Source organism: Actinoallomurus sp. NBC_01490 (assembly GCF_036227085.1).
GTDB classification, from domain to species: Bacteria; Actinomycetota; Actinomycetes; order Streptosporangiales; family Streptosporangiaceae; genus Actinoallomurus; species Actinoallomurus oryzae.
The window spans coordinates 6402821-6422483 of sequence record NZ_CP109433.1 but is presented as its reverse complement, the minus strand read 5'-3'; the positions used below and the strand labels follow the sequence as shown (position 1 = coordinate 6422483).

Annotated in this window: 19 protein-coding genes; 10 read left to right on the top strand and 9 right to left on the bottom strand. The window is 72.3% G+C overall.

Going from position 1 to position 19663, the window contains the following annotated elements; genetic code table 11:
* Window positions 1–239 precede the first annotated feature (239 nt).
* Window positions 240–1433, top strand: a complete 1194-nt coding sequence (locus OG417_RS30050; protein ID WP_329235636.1) for a uroporphyrinogen-III synthase — start codon at window positions 240–242, stop codon at window positions 1431–1433.
* A 118-nt stretch (window positions 1434–1551) separates the two neighbouring features.
* On the opposite strand, the gene OG417_RS30045 is transcribed toward OG417_RS30050, so the two are convergent.
* The 3 genes from OG417_RS30045 to OG417_RS30035 form a co-directional block, all read right to left on the bottom strand.
* Window positions 1552–2985, bottom strand: coding sequence for an RNA polymerase sigma factor (locus OG417_RS30045; RefSeq protein WP_329235632.1), 1434 nt, complete (start codon window positions 2983–2985; stop codon window positions 1552–1554).
* A gap of 342 nt (window positions 2986–3327) precedes the next feature.
* On the bottom strand, window positions 3328–3720 hold the full coding sequence (locus OG417_RS30040; RefSeq protein WP_329235629.1) for a hypothetical protein: 393 nt from the start codon (window positions 3718–3720) through the stop codon (window positions 3328–3330).
* Between the two features lie 14 nt (window positions 3721–3734).
* On the bottom strand, window positions 3735–4865 hold the full coding sequence (locus OG417_RS30035) for an AMP-binding protein (protein ID WP_329235626.1): 1131 nt from the start codon (window positions 4863–4865) through the stop codon (window positions 3735–3737).
* A 179-nt stretch (window positions 4866–5044) separates the two neighbouring features.
* On the opposite strand from OG417_RS30035, the gene OG417_RS30030 reads away from it, so the two are divergent.
* The 5 genes from OG417_RS30030 (at window position 5045) to OG417_RS30010 (ending at window position 10340) form a co-directional block, all read left to right on the top strand.
* Window positions 5045–5944: a 1,4-dihydroxy-2-naphthoyl-CoA synthase gene (locus OG417_RS30030; RefSeq protein ID WP_329235624.1), complete on the top strand. Its 900-nt coding sequence runs from the start codon at window positions 5045–5047 to the stop codon at window positions 5942–5944.
* A 77-nt stretch (window positions 5945–6021) separates the two neighbouring features.
* The gene (locus tag OG417_RS30025) at window positions 6022–6960 is read left to right on the top strand and encodes an o-succinylbenzoate synthase (protein WP_329235621.1); all 939 of its coding nucleotides are present in this window, start codon (window positions 6022–6024) and stop codon (window positions 6958–6960) included.
* Window positions 6957–8618 (top strand): 2-succinyl-5-enolpyruvyl-6-hydroxy-3-cyclohexene-1-carboxylic-acid synthase, encoded by a 1662-nt coding sequence (menD, locus tag OG417_RS30020; RefSeq protein ID WP_329235618.1) that lies wholly within the window; start codon window positions 6957–6959, stop codon window positions 8616–8618. Before OG417_RS30025 ends, menD begins: the two co-directional genes overlap by 4 nt.
* 152 nt (window positions 8619–8770) lie before the next feature.
* Window positions 8771–9670, top strand: coding sequence for an alpha/beta hydrolase (locus OG417_RS30015; protein WP_329235616.1), 900 nt, complete (start codon window positions 8771–8773; stop codon window positions 9668–9670).
* A gap of 10 nt (window positions 9671–9680) precedes the next feature.
* Window positions 9681–10340 (top strand): TetR/AcrR family transcriptional regulator C-terminal domain-containing protein, encoded by a 660-nt coding sequence (locus tag OG417_RS30010; RefSeq protein ID WP_329235613.1) that lies wholly within the window; start codon window positions 9681–9683, stop codon window positions 10338–10340.
* Window positions 10341–10375: 35 nt separating this feature from the next.
* Here OG417_RS30010 and OG417_RS30005 read toward each other — a convergent pair whose 3' ends face one another.
* The 3 genes from OG417_RS30005 to OG417_RS29995 form a co-directional block, all read right to left on the bottom strand.
* On the bottom strand, window positions 10376–11179 hold the full coding sequence (locus tag OG417_RS30005; protein ID WP_329235610.1) for a tyrosine-protein phosphatase: 804 nt from the start codon (window positions 11177–11179) through the stop codon (window positions 10376–10378).
* Window positions 11180–11244: 65 nt separating this feature from the next.
* Window positions 11245–11733: a hypothetical protein gene (locus OG417_RS30000; RefSeq protein ID WP_329235607.1), complete on the bottom strand. Its 489-nt coding sequence runs from the start codon at window positions 11731–11733 to the stop codon at window positions 11245–11247.
* A 200-nt stretch (window positions 11734–11933) separates the two neighbouring features.
* On the bottom strand, window positions 11934–12596 hold the full coding sequence (locus tag OG417_RS29995) for a TetR/AcrR family transcriptional regulator (protein ID WP_329235604.1): 663 nt from the start codon (window positions 12594–12596) through the stop codon (window positions 11934–11936).
* 75 nt (window positions 12597–12671) lie between these two features.
* On the opposite strand from OG417_RS29995, the gene OG417_RS29990 reads away from it, so the two are divergent.
* Window positions 12672–13358: a carboxymuconolactone decarboxylase family protein gene (locus OG417_RS29990; RefSeq protein ID WP_329235601.1), complete on the top strand. Its 687-nt coding sequence runs from the start codon at window positions 12672–12674 to the stop codon at window positions 13356–13358.
* A 5-nt stretch (window positions 13359–13363) separates the two neighbouring features.
* Here the strand turns inward: OG417_RS29990 and OG417_RS29985 are convergent, their stop codons facing one another.
* Complete coding sequence (locus OG417_RS29985; protein ID WP_329235598.1) at window positions 13364–14038, bottom strand: TetR/AcrR family transcriptional regulator; 675 nt, start codon at window positions 14036–14038, stop codon at window positions 13364–13366.
* A 108-nt stretch (window positions 14039–14146) separates the two neighbouring features.
* Window positions 14147–15670 carry an MFS transporter gene (locus OG417_RS29980; RefSeq protein ID WP_329235595.1) on the bottom strand — a complete coding sequence of 508 codons (1524 nt, stop codon included), beginning with the start codon at window positions 15668–15670 and terminating at the stop codon, window positions 14147–14149.
* A gap of 90 nt (window positions 15671–15760) precedes the next feature.
* On the opposite strand from OG417_RS29980, the gene OG417_RS29975 reads away from it, so the two are divergent.
* On the top strand, window positions 15761–16810 hold the full coding sequence (locus tag OG417_RS29975; protein ID WP_329235592.1) for an Lrp/AsnC family transcriptional regulator: 1050 nt from the start codon (window positions 15761–15763) through the stop codon (window positions 16808–16810).
* Between the two features lie 52 nt (window positions 16811–16862).
* Here the strand turns inward: OG417_RS29975 and OG417_RS29970 are convergent, their stop codons facing one another.
* On the bottom strand, window positions 16863–18101 hold the full coding sequence (locus OG417_RS29970) for an isochorismate synthase (protein WP_329235589.1): 1239 nt from the start codon (window positions 18099–18101) through the stop codon (window positions 16863–16865).
* Window positions 18102–18510: 409 nt separating this feature from the next.
* Between OG417_RS29970 and OG417_RS29965 the strand changes: the two genes are divergently transcribed.
* Entirely contained in the window at window positions 18511–19017 is a 507-nt protein-coding gene (locus OG417_RS29965) for a PadR family transcriptional regulator (protein WP_329235586.1), read from the top strand.
* Window positions 19018–19019: 2 nt separating this feature from the next.
* Complete coding sequence (locus OG417_RS29960; protein WP_329235584.1) at window positions 19020–19658, top strand: ATP-binding cassette domain-containing protein; 639 nt, start codon at window positions 19020–19022, stop codon at window positions 19656–19658.
* The last annotated feature ends 5 nt before the right edge of the window (window positions 19659–19663 follow it).

Here is a 19663-nt window from a genome sequence, read left to right as displayed (position 1 = left end):
TCGTGGTCAAGTCGTCTCCGGGGAGAGGGTGAGCGGATGGCCGGCCACTGCGTCACGGTCGGGTGCGGGAGGGCGGCTCATCGTCCCGCCGGAGCGTGGCCTCTTCGCGTGGTATCGCGCGAAACTTACTATGTAAAGGCCCCGGCCTGTGACGCCCCACCTGGTTCCCTCGCACTGCTTCGACCACCTCGGCACCGATCGAGGACCCGTCCGACCGATCGCGTGGAGGTGGCCGGGTCGTGAGCGCCGAGCCGCTGGCCGGTTTCACCGTCGGCGTCACGGCCTCCCGTCGCCGTGAGGAGCTGTCCGCCCTGCTGGAGCGCAAGGGCGCGCGGGTGGTGTACGCCCCGGCGATCCACCTGGTGCCGCTCGCGGACGACACCGAGCTGCTCGACGCCACCCGCGCGCTGCTGGCCGGGCCGGTCGACGACATCGTCGTCACGACGGGCGTGGGCTTTCGCGCGTGGCTGGAGGCGGCGGAGGGCTGGGGACTGCGCGACGACCTGGTCAAGCTGCTGAGCGACGCACGCGTATTCGCCCGCGGAACGCGGGCGAGGAGTGCCGTCCGCGCCGCCGGGGTGACCGAGACGTGGTCCCCGGAGCACGGGGAGCCGGAGCACTGGGACGAGGTCCTGCGTCACCTGCTGGAGGAGGACCTCACCGGACGCCGGATCGCGGTGCAGCTGTACGGCGATCCCACACCGCAGCTGACCGGCACGCTCCGCCGAGCGGGCGCGCGGGTCGTGGAGATCCCGGTGTACCGGTGGGCGCGCAGCGACGACCCGACGCCCCTGCGCCGCCTGGTCGGGCAGGCGGTGGCCGGTACGGTCGACGCGATCACGTTCACCAGCGCGCCCGCGGTCGCCGCCACCCTGGCCGTCGCGGCCGACGACAACCTCGAGGGCCTGTTCCTCGGCGCGCTGCGCACCCACGTCCTGGCCGCCTGCGTGGGCCCGGTCACGGCCGCGCCGCTGGAGGAGAGGGGAGTGGTCCCGATCAGCCCCGAGCGCGCCCGGCTGAGCGCGCTCGTCCAGGTGCTGTCCGCGGAGCTGCCGGCCCGGCGCGCGAGCCGCCTGGCCGTCCACGGGCACGCGCTGGAGCTTCGCGGGCACGCGGTCGTGCTCGACGGTCAGCTCAGGCCGATCGCCCCGGCGCCGATGGCGATCCTGCGCGCGCTGGCCCGCCGCCCCGGGCACGTGGTCTCGCGTGCGGAGCTGTGCGGGGTGCTGCCCAGCCGCGCCGTGCCCGGCGGGGCGTACGGCCGGCCGCAGGCCGACGAGCACGCGGTGGAGATGGCGGTGGCGCGGTTGCGGCGGGGCCTCGGCGGAGGCGGACTGGTGGAGACGGTGGTCAAGCGCGGCTACCGGCTCGCCTGCGACCCCGTCTTCACCGACACCGACGCCGACGGCGCCGGGAAGGCTCTCGGAGGCTGAGCGGCGCCGATCAGGTGGTGGAGGATTCCCTCCAGGCCGCGTTCGTCGATTCTTCGTCGCGGCGCCACGACAAGAAAAGGACCCCGCCGGTCGGGCGGGGTCCTTGACGGCGCGGTGGTCAGCTGGCGAAGTCCAGCAGCGGCCGGGCGTTGCTCGGGTGCCGCAGCTTCGACAGCGACTCCTTCTCGAGCTGACGGATCCGCTCGCGGGTCAGGCCCAGGTGCTTGCCGATCTCGTCCAGCGTGCGCGGCGTCCCGTCGTACAGGCCGAAGCGCATCGCCATGATCTTCTCTTCGCGGGCCGACAGCACGCCCAGGGCGCGCCGCAGCTGGTCGGCCATGAGCTGCCGGTCGACCAGTTCGGAGGCCTCCGGGGTGTCGGTGTCCTCGATGAGGTCGCCGATCCGGGTCTCGCCGTCCTCGCCGATCGTGGAGTCCAGGCTGATCGGCTGGCGGCTGGTCCGGAGCAGCTCCTGGACCTGGGCGGGGCTCTTGTCGAGCTCCACCGCCAGCTCCTCCGGAGTGGGCTCGCGGCCGAGGCGCTGGTGCATCTCGCGCTCCACCCGGCTCAGCTTGCTCAGCATCTCCAGGACGTGCACGGGCAGCCGGATCGTCCGGGCCGAGTCGGCGAAGCCACGCTGGATGGCCTGCCGGATCCACCACATGGCGTACGTGGAGAACTTGTAGCCCTTGGTGTAGTCGAACTTCTCGACGGCGCGGATCAGGCCGAGGTTGCCCTCCTGGACGACGTCGAGCAGCGACAGCCCGCGGTCGGCGTACTTCTTGGCGACCGACACCACGAGCCGGAGGTTGGCCTCCAGCATGTGGGCCTTGGCCCGCTGGCCGTCCTCGGCGATGAGCCGCAGCTCCTCGCGGGAGCGCGCGGACAGCTTGGCGGCGTTCTCCAGCTTGTGCTCGGCGTAGAGCCCGGCCTCGATGCGCTTGGCGAGGTCGACCTCCTGGGCGGCGGTCAGCAGCTGACGGCGGCCGATCGCCTTGAGGTAGGTGTGCACCGAGTCGCCCATGACCGAGGACTGGTCGTCCAGGTCCGTGGGAGCGTCCACCTCGAAGTCGTCCGACTCGGCGGTGGCGACGGGCGCCTCGGTGGCGGCCGTCGTCTCGACGGGGGCGTCGGCGGCGACGATCTCCTCGGCCGGGCCGTGCTCCTCGACGGACTCGGTGACCTCGGCGTTCTTGGTCTTGGCCGGGCGGGTACGGGTCGTCTTGGTCCGGGTGGACTTCGCCTTCGGCTTCGCCGTGGAGCGGGCGGGCTTGGCCGGCGGGGCCTTCTTGACAGTGCCCGTACCCTTTTTCTTGGTGGACGAAGGCTTCGGCTCACCGGCGGGCTTGTCCTGGCTGGCCAGCCGTACACCGGCGTCGGTCAGTTCACGGATGATGGAACGACCCTGCGCGGGGGTGATACCGGCTTCCTGAAAGGCGTTCCGCACCTCGTCAAGCGAGAGGTGCCCCTGGGAACGGCCACGGTCGAGAAGTTCCTCGAGAGGCGTCGTGGTCGGCGCTGCGGGCGCGGCGGTAGCAGCGTTTCGCGGCATGAGGACACCTCCCTCCCTTCGTACGTATCTTGGCGGCATGGGACGTGCGTCTCTGGCATATGCGCGCACTATCCGAAACGCGCAGTTGTGTCTGGGTTGTTCCCGCACGGCGGAAACTTTCACCTGGCCGGAGTGGGCTCCACCGTAAAGCCTGACGCTCGCAGGCGTCGTCTCCGCGGCCGTTCGGGCCGGTGGGACCACCGTACGCCGACGCGGCGGCGGACTCCAGCCGCACTGGTCACGCCGCTCCGGCGGTCGCTCCGTGTGACAAGTAACACTTTCGGCCGCCCGGCCCGGCGGCCCCGGATGTCACTTTGGTCTCGATCGCCTCCTGTCGCCCCCTCAGCCGCGCGCCTGGATCGTCGTGGTCCGCAGCGTGCAGGTGGCGACCTTCAGGCGGGTCGAGCAGGTCCAGTGGTCGATGACGGCCAGGCCGGCGCTGCCCTCCGCCGGGGTGGTGGGGTCGTAGTACTCGGTGAACACCCGCAGCGCCGTCACGCACGTCGTGCGCCCCTTCACGACGACGACCCGGGCGGGGTACCCGCCGAGCGCGGAGACCCTTCCGCAGACGGTGCCGGCGCGGGCCGGGCGCGGCGGGCCGGTCGGCGTGCGCGACGGTTTGGGGATCACCAGGGGAGGGCCGGAGGGCTGCTGTCGCTTCGCGGAGTGTCCGCCGGCCGAGCACCCGGCGAGCGCGACCAGCGTCACCAGGGCGAGCACGCGAGGTACGACCACGGACAGGGATTCTCTCAGAGCGGGCGGCGCAGCCGTACCCGATCCGGCTTTCCCGACGCCAGCAGCGGGATCTCGGGGACCGGTTCGACGGCGCGGGGCGCGGCGTGCGCGGGCAGGGTCGTACGGACATGGTCGCGCAGTTCCTCGAGCGTGGCCGAGCCGACGATCACGGCGGTGACCCGCTCGCCCCACTCGGGGTCGGGCCGGCCGACCACGACGACGTCCTCGACGCCGGGGTGGGTGCGCAGCAGGTGCTCGACCTCCCCGGCGACGACCTTCTCGCCGCCGGTGATGATCACATCGTCGGCGCGGCCGCGCACGCGCAGCCGCCCGTTCTCGATGCCCCCGAGGTCGCTGGTGACGAACCAGTCCCCGTCCAGGACGGCGGAGGTCAGGTCGGGACGCAGCCGGTAGCCGTCGAACAGCACCGGGCCGGCGAGGCGGATCCGCCCGTCGTCGCCGACGGCCGCCGAGACGCCGTCGAGCGGTACGCCGTCATAGACGCAGCCGCCGCAGGTCTCGCTCATGCCGTAGGTGGTCAGCACCCGGCCGCCGGCCGCGCGGGCGGCCGCCAGCAGATCCGGGGGAGTGGCGGCCCCGCCGAGCAGGATCGAGGAGAACACCGACAGGTCGTGGTCGAGCATGCGGCGCAGCTGGGTCGGCACCACCGAGATGTGCTGCGCGCCGGCGGCCACCGCGTCGGCGGGGGAGAACCGCTCGTGCACGATCGGTGTGGTGCCCGTGACGATGGAGCGGGTCAGCACCTGGACGCCGGCGATGTGGTCGGTGGGCAGGCAGCACAGCCAGCGGTCGCCGGGGGCGGCGCCGATCCGGTCGAGCGTCGCGGCGGCCGAGCGCGTCATCGCCTCGGCGGACAGCTCGACGATCTTGGGCTGTCCGGTGGATCCGGAGGTCGCGATGAGGACGGCCGCGTCGGTGGGCCGCCCGCCGTCGCGTCGCGTGAGGCCGTCGGGGGTCTCGACCGCGGCGGGGGCGAGGGCGTCGAGGATCGCGCGCAGCGCGGGCTCGGGCAGCGCGGGGGAGAGGGGGCAGATCGCGGGGCCGCTGCCGTCGAGGGCGGCTTCCAGCCGCCGGGCGATCAGAGGTCCCGGCGGGAGGATCACGGCGTGGAGGGGTCGGCTCATGGCGCCGTCAGGCTATCGAGCGTCGCCGCCCGGGGCGTGGCGGGGAGGCGGGAAACTTACTATGTAAAGGCGGGCGCCTAGTGATCTTCATCTCCGAGCGAACATCGCAACCCCCATCCACGACGCGGGCGGCGGACCGCTTGAATGGCAGGGCGCCGATCGCCACGAAAGGACACGGCATGGTCTCCGAGCTGTTCGACCCGGACGCGTGGAAGGCGGTGGAGGGCTTCGACCTCACCGACATCACCTACCACCGGGCCATCGATCACGGCACCGTACGGATCGCGTTCAACCGGCCCGAGGTGCGTAACGCGTTCCGCCCCCACACCGTGGACGAGCTGTACCGCGTCCTGGATCACGCGCGGATGTCCAGCGACGTCGGGTGCGTACTGCTCACGGGGAACGGCCCGTCGCCCAAGGACGGCGGGTGGGCGTTCTGCTCGGGCGGTGACCAGCGGATCCGTGGCCGGGACGGCTACCGGTACGCCGAGGGGGAGACGGCCGAGACGATCGATCCGGCGCGTTCGGGGCGGCTGCACATCCTGGAGGTGCAGCGGCTGATCCGGTTCATGCCCAAGGTCGTCATCTGCGTGGTGCCGGGCTGGGCCGCGGGCGGCGGGCACAGCCTGCACGTGGTGGCCGACCTGACCCTGGCGAGCCGGGAGCACGCCCGGTTCAAGCAGACCGACGCGGACGTCGCGAGCTTCGACGGCGGCTTCGGGTCGGCGTACCTGGCGCGGCAGGTCGGCCAGAAGTTCGCCCGGGAGATCTTCTTCCTCGGCGACACCTACGACGCCGAGGCGGCACACCGCATGGGCATGGTCAACGCCGTGGTGCCGCACGCGGAGCTGGAGTCGACCGCGCTGGAGTGGGCCCGCAAGGTCAACGGCAAGAGCCCGACGGCGCAGCGGATGCTGAAGTTCGCCTTCAACATGGTCGACGACGGGCTGGTGGGGCAGCAGGTCTTCGCCGGTGAGGCGACCCGGCTGGCGTACATGACGGACGAGGCCGCCGAGGGCCGCGACGCCTTCCTGGAGAAGCGCGCTCCTGAGTGGTCCCGTTTCCCCTGGTACTACTGACCTCCGGTGTACGGGCCGGGGACGAGCGGTCGTAGGGTTGGGCGAACGCGAGATCGACAGGATGAGGGGTCGGGCCATTGCGGGTGTTCGCCATCCCGATGCGCACGCGGTTCCGCGGCGTGACGCGAAGAGAAGGGGCGCTCGTGCGTGGCCGGGCGGGGTGGGGGGAGTTCTCCCCGTTTCCGGAGTACGGTCCGGCGGAGTGCGCCCGCTGGCTGGCGGCGGCGTACGAGGCGGCCGATGAGGGCTGGCCCGAGCCTCGCCGTACGCGGATCCCGGTCAACGTGACGGTGCCGGCGGTCGGGCCGGAGGCCGCGCACGCGATCGTCCGCTCCTCCGGGTGCCGTACGGCGAAGGTGAAGGTGGCCGAGCCCGGTCAGGACGAGCGCGAGGACATCGCGCGGGTCGAGGCGGTGCGTGACGCGCTCGGGCCGGGCGGCCGGGTGCGGGTGGACGCCAACGGCGGGTGGGACCCCGACACCGCGGTCCGCATGCTGCGGGCGCTGGGGGAACTCGAGTACGCCGAGCAGCCGTGCCCCACTCTGGAGGACCTGGCGGCCGTACGGGCGCGGGTGGACACGCCGGTGGCGGCGGACGAGTCGATCCGCCGGGCCGAGGACCCGTTGCGGGTGCGCGCGGCGGACGCCGCCGACATCGTGGTGCTGAAGGTGCAGCCGCTGGGCGGGGTGCGCGCCGCGCTCGCGGTGGCCGAGGCGTGCGGGCTGCCGGTGGTGGTCTCCAGCGCGGTGGAGACGTCGGTGGGGTTGGCGGCGGGTCTGGCGCTGGCGGCGGCGCTGCCGGAGCTGCCGTACGCCTGCGGGCTGGGCACGCTGTCGCTACTGGAGGGCGACGTCGTCGCCGATCCGCTGAGAGCGGTGGACGGTGTGATCGAGGTGCGGCGGCCGAGGGTCGATGAGGAGGCCCTGGCGCGGTACGAGATCGACGGTGAGGGCTGGCGCCGGCGCGCGGATGAGGCGCGTGCGGTGCTGGACGAGCGGCGTGGAGCGGCGCTGTGAACCCGGCGACCGCTCTGGCGACGGTCCTGGTGGACGAGCTGACGCGTTGCGGGCTGACCGATGTGGTGATGGCGCCGGGGTCGCGGTCGGCCGCGCTGGCCATGGCGCTGTTCGAGCAGTCGAAGGTGCGGCTGCATGTGCGGATCGACGAGCGTTCGGCGTCGTTTTTGGCGCTGGGGCTGGCCAAGCGGAGCGGCCGGCCGGTGGCGGTGGTGTGCACGTCGGGTACGGCCGCGGCCAACTTCCATCCGGCGGTGGTGGAGGCGCACGAGTCGGGGGTGCCGCTGCTGGTGCTGACCGCGGACCGGCCGCCGGAGCTGCGGGAGACGGGCGCGAACCAGACGATCGACCAGATGAAGCTGTACGGCTCGGCGACGCGGTGGAGCTGTGAGGTCGGCGTGCCGGAGGAGCGGCCGGGCATGGTCGCCTACTGGCGTTCGCTGGCGAGCCGCGCCTGGCATGTGGCGCTGGATCCGGATCCGGGTCCGGTGCATCTCAACCTGGCGTTCCGTGAGCCGTTGGTCCCCGACGGCGATGAGTCGTGGTGTGAGCCGCTGGACGGTGACGCGCCGGGGCCGTGGACGAAGGTGCGGGCGGCGACGCCGGGTTCGGTGCTGCACGTGCCGCCGACGCGCCGTGGCGTGCTGGTGGTCGGCGACGGCGCGGTGAACGTCAAGCGGTACGTCGCGGCGGCGTCGATGGCGGGCTGGCCGGTGCTGGCGGAGCCGAACGGCAACGCGCGGTACGGCGATCACGCGCTGTCCTCGCACCATTTCCTGCTGGGGGTGCCGGAGTTCGTCGAGCGGCATCATCCGGAGGTGGTGGTGACGCTCGGCAAGCCGGGGCTGTCGCGTCCGCTGCTGTCGTACCTGCGGCGCGCGGAGGAGCACGTTGTGGTGACGCCGTCGCTGGCGCGGTGGCCGGATCCGGTGCGGTCGGCGACGCAGGTGGCGCAGGAGGCGGAGATCCCGGTCGTGTCGGGTGACGACGCGTGGTTGAAGGCGTGGCGGTCGGCCGACCTGGTGGCGCGGAACGCGGTGGACGCGGTGCTGGATGAGACCGGTGAGCTGTCGGAGCCGCGGCTGGCGCGTGACCTGGCGTCGGCGATGCCGGGCGGGTCGCTACTGCTGGCGGCGGCGAGTATGCCGATCCGGGACCTGGATCAGACGATGCATCCGCGGCGGGGGATCCGGATTCTGGCGAACCGCGGTGCGAGCGGTATCGACGGGCTGGTGTCGACGGCGGTCGGTGCGGCGATGGCGCACGGCAACCGGGCGTTCGCGCTGCTGGGGGATCTGGCGTTCCTGCATGATCAGAACGGTCTGGTGATCGGGCCGCAGGACCATCGCCCGGATCTGGCGCTGGTGGTGGTGAACAACGCCGGTGGCGGGATCTTCTCGCTGTTGCCGCAGGCGGCGTTCTCCGAGTCGTTCGAGCGGGTCTTCGGTACCCCGCATCAGGTCGATCTGGCCTCGGTCGCGGCGGCGCACGGGCTGCCGTACACGCGGCTGGAGGCGATGGACGGCCTGACGAAGGTCATGGCGGGTGAGGGGTTGCGGATCGTGGAGGCGCGTACGGACCGGGCGGCGAACGCCGCGCTGCACGCGCGGATGCGCGATGCCGCGCACGAGGCGGTCCGGGCGTTCCTCGGCGCCTGACCGGCGGTTTCCCTCTCCGTTTCGGCGCGCGGGCCTGCTCTTTCGTCGCCGATATCTCCTGGGTTCCGTCTGCGGCCGCCGTGTGGTCTACAGTGTAGACAACGCTTGTCTACGGTGTAGACGTCGACGGTGAGTGAGGAAGCGCGGAGACGGTGGATGTCACGACGGAGCTGATTCAGGTGAAGGGGGCGCGGCTCCACGTCGAGCGGGCCGGGCGGGGGCCGGCGCTGGTGCTCATTTCGGGCGGTGGGGGCGACGCGGCGATGTACGAGGAGATCGTTCCGCTGCTGGCCGGGCGGTTCACCGTGATCACGTTCGACCGGCGGGGGAACTCGCGCAGCCCGCTGGAGGAGCCCGGCGGTCCGATCGGCGTTGCCGAACAGGCCGAGGACGTCGTGTCGATCCTGGACCACTGCGGGATCGACCGGGCCTTCGTGTTCGGCAACAGCGGCGGCGCGATCATCGTCGTGGAGCTGGTGGCCCGGCACGCCCACCGGCTGCTGGGAGCGGTGGCCCATGAGCCTCCGCTCGTCCAGGTCCTGCCCGATGACAGTCGCGAACGGCGGGAACTGCAGGACATCGCCCGGCTGGGCCGGGAGAAGGGCGTCATGCGCGCGTTCGCCGCGTTCGGTGCGATGACGTTGCCCGACCCGCCGTGGATCTTCCGTTCCGCGTGGGGGCGGGTGGCGATCGCCGCGGCCTCCCGCGTCGGGCTTCTGCTCGGCGCGGTCGCGCGGAGTGTCACCCGGCGCGAGCCGTCATCCATGACGCGCATCCTGGGCAACACCGATCTGCTCATCCGGCGTGAACTGCCGGAGTTCTGCTTCGCGTACCGGCCCGACCTTTCCGCACTCGGTGGGACCGCGGTCCGCTGGTGCACGGCCGTCGGCGATGACAGCGTCGGCCGCCCCTATCATCGGCCCGCGCTCGTCCTCGCCGATCGGCTGGGTGTGTCGTGTGAGCGGTTCCCCGGAGGGCACACGGCCTATCAGGAGGGGCCGCGGGAGTTCACGGCGCGGCTCCTCACGCTCCTGGACCGGTGGTCCTCATGAAGGAGGGTTCATGACCCGCAAGGGCCGTACGGGCGGTACGGCGCCGTCGCGACGGGTCCGGGCGCCGCTGACCAGGGACTCCATCGTCGCCGCGGCCTTGGCCCTGATCGACTCCGACGGCCTGGCGAGGTTCTCCATGCGCCGGCTCGGCGCCGCGCTGGGGGTCGATCCGATGGCCGTGTACCGCCACGTCGAGGATCAGGAGGCGCTGTTCGACGCCGTCGCCGAGGCGATCTTCGACGAGCTTCAGGTCGCCACGCTGCCCTGGGAGGGCACCTGGCGGGAGGTGTCGCAGGAGTACTGCCGCCGGCTCCGCGACGCGCTTCTGTGTCATCCGAACGCCGTCACCGTCTTCGCGACGCGGCCGATCCGCTCGCGTACGTCGATCGACACGGGCGTCAAGATGATCGACAAGCTGCGGGAGGCGGGTTTTCCGCCCGGCCGGGGCCTTCAGATCGTCCGTTGCCTGCGGGAGTACACGCTCGGGCATGCCCTGAGCGTCGCCGTGCTGCGGCTCGGGGCCGCCGATCGTAGCCGGAGGCCCCGCCCCGGTGATCCCGGTTACAACGTGCTGGCCGAGGCCGCCGACGCCACCGAGGCCGACGACCACTTCGAGCTCGGTCTCGCCGCGATGCTGAACGGCTTTCCGCCTGAGGAGGCCGGCGGGTGACGGCTCGGCGCGCGTTGTCGTTCCGCTGCTTCCGGTCAGGTCCGTAGGGCGGTGCGGAGGGCGGCGGTGTCGTCGTCGGTCCAGCCGTGGTGGCGGAGCCAGCCGAGCGGCCCGCCGTGGCGTTCGTCGAGGACGGCGAGGAACTTCTCCATCGTGGAGGCGTGCGGCATGTGGGTGTCGGCGGGCCGGGAGTCGAGGTCCTGGGCGTAGGTGGGGCTGCTGCGCAGGCGGGCGAGGATGGCCTCGAGGCGGTCGCCGGTGGCGGCGTAGTCGGCGACGATGCGGTCGCGGGGGACGCCGAGGACGTCCAGGGCGAGGGCGGTGACGACGCCGGTGCGGTCCTTGCCGGCGGCGCAGTGGACGATCGAGGGTCCCTGGGCGATGACGCGGAGCGCGTCGACGACGGAGCCGGGGCGGTCGGCGAGGTAGGCCAGGTAGTGGCCGACGCTGCGTTCGCTCTCCTGGCCGTCCTCTTCGGGGCGGTTCTGCCAGGGGAGGATCTTGTCGGTGTCGACACCGCCGCCGGCGGGAGGCGTGTCGGCGTCGACGTCGGTGAGGCCGCCGCCTTCGGCGAACAGGGACAGGTGGTGGATCGTCACGCGGGGGTCGCGGGTGAGCGGGCCGGGGCCTTCGATGGTGACTTCGGTGTCGCTGCGCAGGTCGATGACGTGGCGGACGCCGATGTCGGTCACGAGACGGTCGACGTCGGCGGGGGTGAGCCCCTGGAGGTTGTCCGAGCGGAGCAGCCGGCCGGGGCGGAGGGTGCCGCCGTCGGAGGTGACGAGCCCGCCCATGTCACGGACGTTGACCGCGCCGTCGAGTTCGATCCATCGAGTCATGCTGACGACCTTATCCGGGGGAGATGTCACCTTCTGGGCGAGTTGATGCCACCGATGAGGCCGGATCAGCCGAATTCCAGCGCCATGGCGTCGGTGTGCCCAGACCAGTTCATCCTCAGGTGCCAGCATCCCGCCTTGGGCAGGTTGACCATTGAGGGTCCAGGGCCGCCGGGGACCTCCCGCTCCACGGGCAACTTCCCCCCACCCGGTACGGCCTTGATCGTCAACGGCTGCATCGGCTGCTGCGGCAAGCGTGAGGCCCAGAGGATCTTGTTGGCCACGTTGGGGTCGGCGGAGGCCATCAGCGGATAGTCGAACAGGATGGCGACGAGGTCGCCGTGTTCGCTGAAGACGTGAGGGACTCCTGAGCCGTCGCCGCGAAAACCCGTCCTCGCCCAAGCGGGCAGTGCGTCCTTGGTCACGGCGGACACGCACGCGTTGGCCGACCGCTGCCCGGCACCGCCGGCCGAAGGCTTGGAGCCGCCGGACGAGCATCCCCCCGCCACCATCAGGAGCGCGCCTAAGACGGACGCGCCTCGTCGGGTCGCGATCATGTTGACCTCCCCGGGGCACAGGCATCGCTCTCGCCTCGATTGTCCGCCGTGGGCAATGTCCGTCAACGACGCCGACCTCGCGAGATTCCACGGACCGCCGTGCGGCGACACCGATGGCACTCGCGGGGAGCGAGCTCGCAGGATGAGGTGTGCCGGACGCGCTCCTCAGACCTGGTCCGGCACCGGGGCTGGGCGCGCGATCACGTGTCCGTGCCGTCGGCGAACCGGGGCCGTACGGCGTGCCGGTGTGGCAGGGCTTGAGGCGAGATGCCGACGAGCTTGACCAGAAATCGGTCGACCTGTTCTTCCAGGGGTGTCCAGGGCAGGTCGGGCTGGTTGATGCGCAGCGACACGGCGCCGTGGACGGCGGCGCGCAGGTCCAGTGACACCGTCGCCGCGTCGTCGGCGGGAGCCAGCCCGGCGTCCATGCAGCGCTGGACGGCGGTCGTGGTGCGCTCGGCGAGGTCCTGTTTGAAGGCCATGGCGGTGCGCTGGTTGAGCGTGCTCTCGTGCAGTACTTTGTAGAGTCCCGGATGCCGGTTGACCACTTCGCCGAGGAGCAGCACCCGGGCGCGCAGTTTTCCCACGGGGCCGGCGGCGCCGGCCTCGGCCTGGTCGATGGCCCGCATGAGATCGCGGTGGAAGCGCTCCAGCGTCGCCAGGACGAGTTGGTCGCGGTCGTCGAAGTGGATGTAGACCGAGGTCGCCGCGATGCCGAGTTCGCGGGCCACCGCGCGCAGTGACAGCGCCTGGTCATCGCCCAGCTCGTCCAGGAGCCGGAGCGTGACCGAGACGATTTCCTCTCTCAGTCGCGCGCCCTGTCCCCGCGGGTTCCGTCCTCGGGCCGGGGAGGTCTTTTCCATGATTCGCCATTGTAGAGCCGCACGTGTCGCGCTACAGTCGTAGCACTACAGCCGTTCAGTTACGAAGGGACGACCATGAACCTCCCCTCCGGGACCCAGGCGCCGGATCCGGTGTTCGCCGAGATGAGCGCCGCCACCGATCGCGCGCTCTGGGACGGGACCGGTGAGCTGTCCCCGCGCGAGAAGGTCCTGCTCTGCCTGGTCGCCGACGTTTGCCAGCAGACGCTCGGCCTGCCGTTCGAAGAGCACGTGACGATGGCGTCGCGGTACGGCGTGTCAGGCGATGACCTGCGGGAGCTGCTGCGCTTCATCGCCTACGACAGCGGCTATCCCGCGGCCGCAGCGGCCCTGGACCGCCTGGTGGAGATCGAGCGGAAGCTGGGCGTGGAGCCCACGGGTGAGGGGCACGAGACGAACGCCGACGGCTCGGGCAGTCCGATTCCGGCGCCGATGCGGCGGGCGGTGCGCGGCCTCGACGACGCGTTCGGCGACTACATGGACCTGCAGTCCCGGATGCGCGGTGGCATGCGGCGCCTGAGTCCGCGCGAGCGCGCGTACGCAACGATGACCGTCGACGTGCTCTACCAGACGCTGGAGGAGAGCTTCCGTGCCCATGTGACGCGCGCGTTCGCCTCCGGTGCCACCGCCGACCAGGTCCGTGCGGTGGTGCGGTTCTCCGCCCTGTTCGGGATGACGAAGGCCTGGCGTGCCCTGCGCGTGCTGGACGGCCTGTTCACCGAGACGGGAACGGTGTTCGCCTGAAGCGGTCACCTACGGCGCGTCAGCAGGCCGGCGATGAGGACGGTGAGGGTGGTCTGCAGGCGGTCGGCGAAGTCGATGCGCAGGGCGGCGATGGACGCGTCGGCCTCGTAGGCGGCGCGGACGGCGCCGGAGGGGTTCGCGTGGGCCCACAGGGAGCCGGTGACCATGACGATGGTGCCGGCGAGCCAGTCGGCGTCCGGTGCGGCGAGTTCGGGCAGGTGCCGGCGGATGAGCCGGGCGAGGGCCGCGACGTGGTGGGTGAGGCGGTGCCTGTGGCGCAGGACGACCGGGAGGGAGACGTTGTGCTCCAGCACGGCGGCCTGGGCGCTGATCAGGTCGCACAGCATCGGGCGTGCCGCGAGTGAGGCGGCCAGGGCCGAGCTCAGCCGGGTCGCGCGTTCGGCGGTCGCGGCGCGGGCGCCGCCGTCGCCGTCCAGGCCGGTGGTGACCTCGTTGAGCCAGGCGGCGACGGCGGCGTCGAGGAGTTCGAGGAGGATCTCCTCGCGGGATTCGAAGTAGCGCAGGACGTTGGACTTGGCCAGGCCGGCGCGGCGGCTCAGCTCGTTGAGGGTGAGGCGGCCGGCGGGCATCTCGGCGAGCATGGCGACCGCGGTGTCCAGGATCGCGCGCCGCCGCTCGGCGCGCTGCTCCGCGCTGCGGGCCCGCTGGAAGGTCGCCATGCCGCCAGATTACAGACCGCCGGTCTTTTGTCACGGTGCCGCCGACGGGCGTGTCCTCGGCCGTGGGCTCGGCGTGGCCGCCGTGGCCACGTGTCGCGTGCGCGGACGCTACTCGGCCAGGACCCGTTCCGGTCGCGCTTCGGCCACGGTCTCGGGCACGGGTCGTTCTCGCAGCATGAGGAAGGAGATCAGGGCGCCGGCGACGCCCACGAGTCCGGCGACGGCGAGGAGGGTCGCGATGCCGTTGGCCGCCGCGGCGTGGATCGCCTCGTCGAGGAGGTGGCGTGAGCCCGCGGGCGCCGAGCGCAGCAGGTCGGCGCTCCGCGCACCGGCGACGTCGTGAGCGGCCGAGCCCGCGGACTCGATGTGCCGGCCGGCGAGGGTGTGGTGCGCGCCGGCGGTGAAGACGCTGCCGAGCAGCGCGATGCCGAACGCGACGCCCGCCTGCCGGGCGGTGTATATCGCGCCGCCCGCCATCCCGCCGCGCTGGGCCGGTACCGCGGCCGTGCCGGTCGAGCTCAGCGGCGGCGTGGCCAGGCCGACGCCGAGCCCGACGACGAAGAAGCCGGGCAGCAGCGCCGGCCACGACGCCCACGCGTGCACGAGCGCGAAGCCGAGAAGGTCACCGACGCCGACGAGCAGGATCCCGCCGGCGATCACGTTGCCCGGCCGCAGCCGGTGCATGACGCGTCCGAGCAAGGCCGAGGCGGCGAACGCGGCTCCCGACATCGGCAGAGCGACCAGACCGGCCGTCACCGGCGTGAGGCGCAGGACCGACTGCATCCAGATCGAGGAGTAGGTCAACGACACGTACGCGGCGAAGTTCAGCAGGAGAGCCGCGATGAGGACGCCGCTGAAGACCCGGTTGCGCAGCAGTGACGGCTCGAGCAGCGGCTCGGCGGTCCGGGTCTCGACGACCAGGAACGTGAGCAGCAACGCCGCACCGGCACAGAGCGCCGGCCAGCAGCTCGGGGCGCCCCAGCCGTGCTCACCGGCCGAGACCATCCCGAACGTCACGGAGCCGATCGCCGCCGAGAAGACCACGACACCGACGAGGTCGATGCGACGGGCGTGCCGGGCCTGTCCGTCGCGCAGCACGCGCAGGCCCAGGGCGATGGCCACCGCACTCACCGGAAGGTTGACGAAGAAGATCCAGCGCCACGACAGCCCCTCGGTCAGCGGACCGCCGATCAACGGCCCGACCGCCGAGGAGGCACCCGACACGGCTGCCCACATTCCGTACGCCATGCCGCGTTCGCGTCCGGTGTAGGAGCCGTTCAGCAGCGCGAACGTCGTGGCGATCATCGCCGCGCCGCCCACGCCCTGCACCACCCGGGAGACGATGAGCACCGTGGGATCCGGTGCGAGGCCGCAGGCCAGCGAGGCCAGCGCGAACACCACCAGCCCGGCCAGATAGACCAGGCGGTGGCCGATCCGGTCCGCCAGCCCGCCGGCGCCCATCAGCAGCGCGGCCAGCGCCAGGGCGTAGCCGTCGACGACCCACTGCAGCGCGCTGAACGACGTCCGCAGATCGACGGCCATGTCGGGCAGGGCCACGTTCACGATCGTCACGTCCACCAGCAACATGAACGTGCCCAGACACACCGCGACGAGCGGTGACCACTTACGCATCGAACACTCCTTCACTTGTGTGCGCTTCAGTGTCGGCGCACGGCTGTGGAGGAGTGCCTCGGATCCGCCCGTGCTTGTACGATCATTGATATGCCAGCGGTTCAAATGGCGGATCCTTTCACACTGGAGGCGACCGACCTTCAGATCATCCGGGCCCTGCAGATCGATCCCCGGGTCCCGTTCGCGACGATGGCGGCGGTGCTCGGGCTGTCCGAGCCGACCGTGTCCCGCCGGTACGGGCGGATGCGACGCACGGGCGTGCTGCGGGTGACCGGAGTCGTCGACCCGGGCGCTCTCGGCCAGAGCCAGTGGATGGTGCGGCTTCGGTGCCGGCCCGGCAGCGGCGCGGCCATCGCCGAGGCTCTCGCGGACCGGGACGACGTCGGCTGGGTCGCGCTGAGCGCGGCCGGCGCCGAGGTCACCTGCTGGGTGCGGTCACGGTCGCAGGAGGAACGCGAGGACCTGCTCGGGCACAAGCTCCCGCGCGCGACCGCCGTGCTCGACCTCGAATCCTCCGTCATGCTCCGTAAGTTCCTCGGCGGCAGAGGCCACTACTGGGCCGCGCTCACCGGAGTGCTGACGCCTGAGCAGGAAGCGCGACTCGGGTCGGCCGGCAGCCCCTTCACCGAGTCCGCCGTGGTCGTGAGCCGATCGCCGCATCTGCGAGATCACGACGAGAGGCTGCTGGCGGCCCTCGCCGCCGACGGGCGTGCCAGCCTCGTCGACCTCGCGGCGGCGGCCGGCCTCACCCCGGGCCGGGCGTCCCGGCGGCTGCAGACGCTCGTCGCCGAGCGCGTCGTTCACATCCACGTGGAGCTTTCGCCGGCGGCGTTGGGATACCACGCCCGGGCGAACCTCTGGCTGCGGGTGCACCCGTCGAAGACCAAGTCCGTGGGGCGCGCGCTGGCGCAGATGCCCGAAGTGGGCTTCGCCGCCGCCATGTCCGGCAAGGACAATCTGCACGCGCTCGTCCGCTGCCGGGACCTGGAGGAGCTCTTCGCGTTCACCTCCGACCGTGTCGGCGCCCTCCCCGGCGTCGAGGCGGCAGAGGTGAGCCCCATCCACCGCCAGATCAAGCAGGCCGGCACCCTGCTGTCCGGTGACCGGCTGCAAGAACACGCGAAGGGCCACCGCCGCTGACCACCGGTGCGCCGAGCCTCGCGGCGGGGGAGCCGCGGGCCCTCGCGGGGTCTCAGCCGTCGATGGCGTGGCGCATGGCGCGCAGCTTGGTCTGCGTCTCGGCGAGTTCGGCGGCCGGGTCGGAGCCGGCGACGATGCCGCCGCCGGCGTACAGGCGGGCGCGGGTGCCCTCGACGTGGGCGCAGCGCAGCGCGATGCCCCATTCGCCGTCGCCGTGGGCGTCGATCCAGCCGACGGGCCCGGCGTAGCGGCCGCGTTCCATCAGCTCCAGCTCGCGGATGGTCTCCAGCGCGTCGGTGGTGGGCGTGCCGCCGACGGCGGGTGTGGGGTGCAGGGCCGCGACGACGTCGAGGACGGAGCGTTCTTCGCTCAGCCGTCCCCGTACGGGCGTGGCCAGGTGGATGAGGTTGGACAGGCGGAGCAGTTCCGGCTCGTCGGGCACGGTGAGCTCGCGGCACAGTGGGGCGAGGGCGGCGCGGACCATGTCGGCGGCGTAGGCGTGCTCTTCGCGGTCCTTGGCGGAGGCGAACAGGGTCGCGGCGGAGACCTCGTCGGCGGTGTCGCGGGCGATCGTGCCGGCCAGTACGAGGGACTCGACCTGCCCGCCCATGCGGCGGACGAGGAGTTCGGGGGTGGCGCCGACGAGGCCGGCGCAGGCGAAGGTGTAGCAGGAGGGGAAGCGGTCGGCGAGGCGGCGCAGCAGGACGCGGGTGTCGATGGGGGAGTCGGCGGTCGCCAGAAGGTCGCGGGCCAGCACCACCTTCGACAGGTGCCCGGCGCGGATGCGTTCGACGGCGGCGGCCACGGCGCGCATGTGGCGGGAGGCGTCGACGGCGCCGTCGGCCCAGCGGACGCCGGTGGGGGGTACGGGCGGGCGTACCAGCGCCAGTGGCTCGGGGGTGTCGCCGATCGTGGTGTACCAGGCGTGGCCGTCGCGGCGGCCGAGGACGACGCGCGGGACGATGAGCACCGAGTCGCCGGACTTGGGGTCGAAGGAGAAGCTGCCGAAGGCGACCGGGCCCGATCCGGGGATGCCGAGCGGGTCCTCGACCGACGCGGCGGCGAACACGGAGGCGAGCCACTCGCGGGCGCGGGTGAAGCGGTCCTCGCCGCCCGGCAGGACGAGCCGCGCCGCCTCGCCCCAGCCGACGAGGCCCTCGCCGTGCCGGACCCAGGCGAGCGCCTCGGAGTGGGGGAGGCGCGCCACCAGGTCTTCGTGTGCTGAGACGCCGCCGGACACGACGGTGGTCCGGACGGTGAGCCGGTCGGGGATTCCCACAGCGACGTTCACCCGAACCACTGTACGGGATTTTTGAACCTGTTCAAACACGCGTGACCTTTGCATTTCGTGGGGCCGTGGAGGCCCCTCCCGGCCTGGGCCGGCGCGCCGTCGCCGGGCCCGCCTGCGGCCGGGTGTGGTCAACGCCCGTCGCCGGTGACGCCGGACCTTGTTCGGCGAACCCTCTAGATATATCGTTAATATGTCTAGATGATCACGTGGAGGTGAGGGCATGGACGACTGGCTGCCGGGTGGGATGGACCCGGCCGTATTCCTGTCCGCGAACGCCCCGGGCGGTGGCCCACCGGGTCCCCCCGGTCCACATGGGCCACAGGGACCGGTCGGCGGTCCGCATGGGCCGCACGGCGTGCCCTTCCCGCCGCCGGTTCCGCCGCCGCCTCCCCCTCCCGGCATGCCGCCGATGCCGGATCTGTTCGGTCCGGGCGTGCTGCCGCCCGGTGTCGCGCCGAAGGTCAGGAAGGGCGACGTGCGCGCCGCCGCCCTGGCGCTGCTCGCCGAGGGCCCGCGCAACGGCTACCAGATCATCCAGGAGATCGCCGAGCGCAGCCACGGCCTCTGGCGGCCCAGCCCCGGCTCGGTCTACCCGGCGTTGCAGCAGCTGGAGGACGAGGGGCTGGTCCGGGCCAAGGAGGAGGCGGGGCGGCGCACGTACCAGCTCACCGACGAGGGCCGCGCGCACGTGGCCGCGCACGAGGAGGCGCTCGCCGAGCCCTGGGCGGCGGTGGCCGAGTCGGTCAGCGAGGAGGTGGTCGACCTGCGGGCGCTGTTCGTGCGGCTGGCCATGGCCCTGCGGCAGGTCGCGCAGGCCGGCACGCCCGACCAGCACCAGCGGGCCGGGCGGATCCTGGCCGACGCGCGCCGGTCGCTGTACCGGCTGCTCGCCGAAGACCCCGGAGAGGGGGAGTGACCGTGACCGGCGCGGGCCCGGCCATCGCGGTGGAGGGCCTGGCGAAGCGGTACGGCGACCTGGCGGCCGTCAAGGGCGTCGGGTTCGAGGTACGCCGGGGGGAGGTGTTCGGGTTCCTGGGCCCCAACGGCGCGGGCAAGACCACCACGATCGGGATGCTGTGCACGCTGGTCCGTCCCAGCGGCGGCACCGCGTACGTGGCCGGCCACGACATCGTCGCCGAGCGCGACGAGGTGCGCCGCGACATCGGGCTGGTCTTCCAGGACCCCACCCTGGACGCGTACCTGACCGCCGAGCAGAACCTGCGCTTCCACGGCGAGCTGTACGGGCTGCCGCGCGAGGCGATGACCGGGCGGATCGGCCAGGTCCTGGCGATGGTCGATCTGGCCGACCGCAAGGACGACAAGGTCGAGACGTTCTCCGGCGGCATGAGGCGGCGCCTGGAGATCGCCCGTGGCCTGCTGCACTCGCCGCGGGTGCTGTTCCTGGACGAGCCGACGGTCGGCCTGGACCCCCGGACCCGCGCCGCGATCTGGAGTTACCTTCGCGGTGGCCTCCGGCGAGGCGTTCGTGCCGCGGCTGTTCGCCGAGCTGGGCGTGCCGATCCGGTCGGTGCACGTCGCCCGGCCCTCCCTCGATGACGTGT

Excerpts from the sequence above, each read along its gene's own strand:
- OG417_RS30045 (WP_329235632.1), bottom strand. The coding sequence starts at position 2,985 with ATGCCGCGAAACGCTGCTACCGCCGCGCCCGCAGCGCCGACCACGACG.
- OG417_RS30035 (WP_329235626.1), bottom strand. The coding sequence starts at position 4,865 with ATGAGCCGACCCCTCCACGCCGTGATCCTCCCGCCGGGACCTCTGATC.
- OG417_RS30030 (WP_329235624.1), top strand. The coding sequence starts at position 5,045 with ATGGTCTCCGAGCTGTTCGACCCGGACGCGTGGAAGGCGGTGGAGGGC.
- OG417_RS30010 (WP_329235613.1), top strand. The coding sequence starts at position 9,681 with ATGACCCGCAAGGGCCGTACGGGCGGTACGGCGCCGTCGCGACGGGTC.
- OG417_RS30005 (WP_329235610.1), bottom strand. The coding sequence starts at position 11,179 with ATGACTCGATGGATCGAACTCGACGGCGCGGTCAACGTCCGTGACATG.
- OG417_RS30000 (WP_329235607.1), bottom strand. The coding sequence starts at position 11,733 with ATGATCGCGACCCGACGAGGCGCGTCCGTCTTAGGCGCGCTCCTGATG.
- OG417_RS29995 (WP_329235604.1), bottom strand. The coding sequence starts at position 12,596 with ATGGAAAAGACCTCCCCGGCCCGAGGACGGAACCCGCGGGGACAGGGC.
- OG417_RS29990 (WP_329235601.1), top strand. The coding sequence starts at position 12,672 with ATGAACCTCCCCTCCGGGACCCAGGCGCCGGATCCGGTGTTCGCCGAG.
- OG417_RS29985 (WP_329235598.1), bottom strand. The coding sequence starts at position 14,038 with ATGGCGACCTTCCAGCGGGCCCGCAGCGCGGAGCAGCGCGCCGAGCGG.
- OG417_RS29980 (WP_329235595.1), bottom strand. The coding sequence starts at position 15,670 with ATGCGTAAGTGGTCACCGCTCGTCGCGGTGTGTCTGGGCACGTTCATG.
- OG417_RS29975 (WP_329235592.1), top strand. The coding sequence starts at position 15,761 with ATGCCAGCGGTTCAAATGGCGGATCCTTTCACACTGGAGGCGACCGAC.
- OG417_RS29965 (WP_329235586.1), top strand. The coding sequence starts at position 18,511 with ATGCCGGATCTGTTCGGTCCGGGCGTGCTGCCGCCCGGTGTCGCGCCG.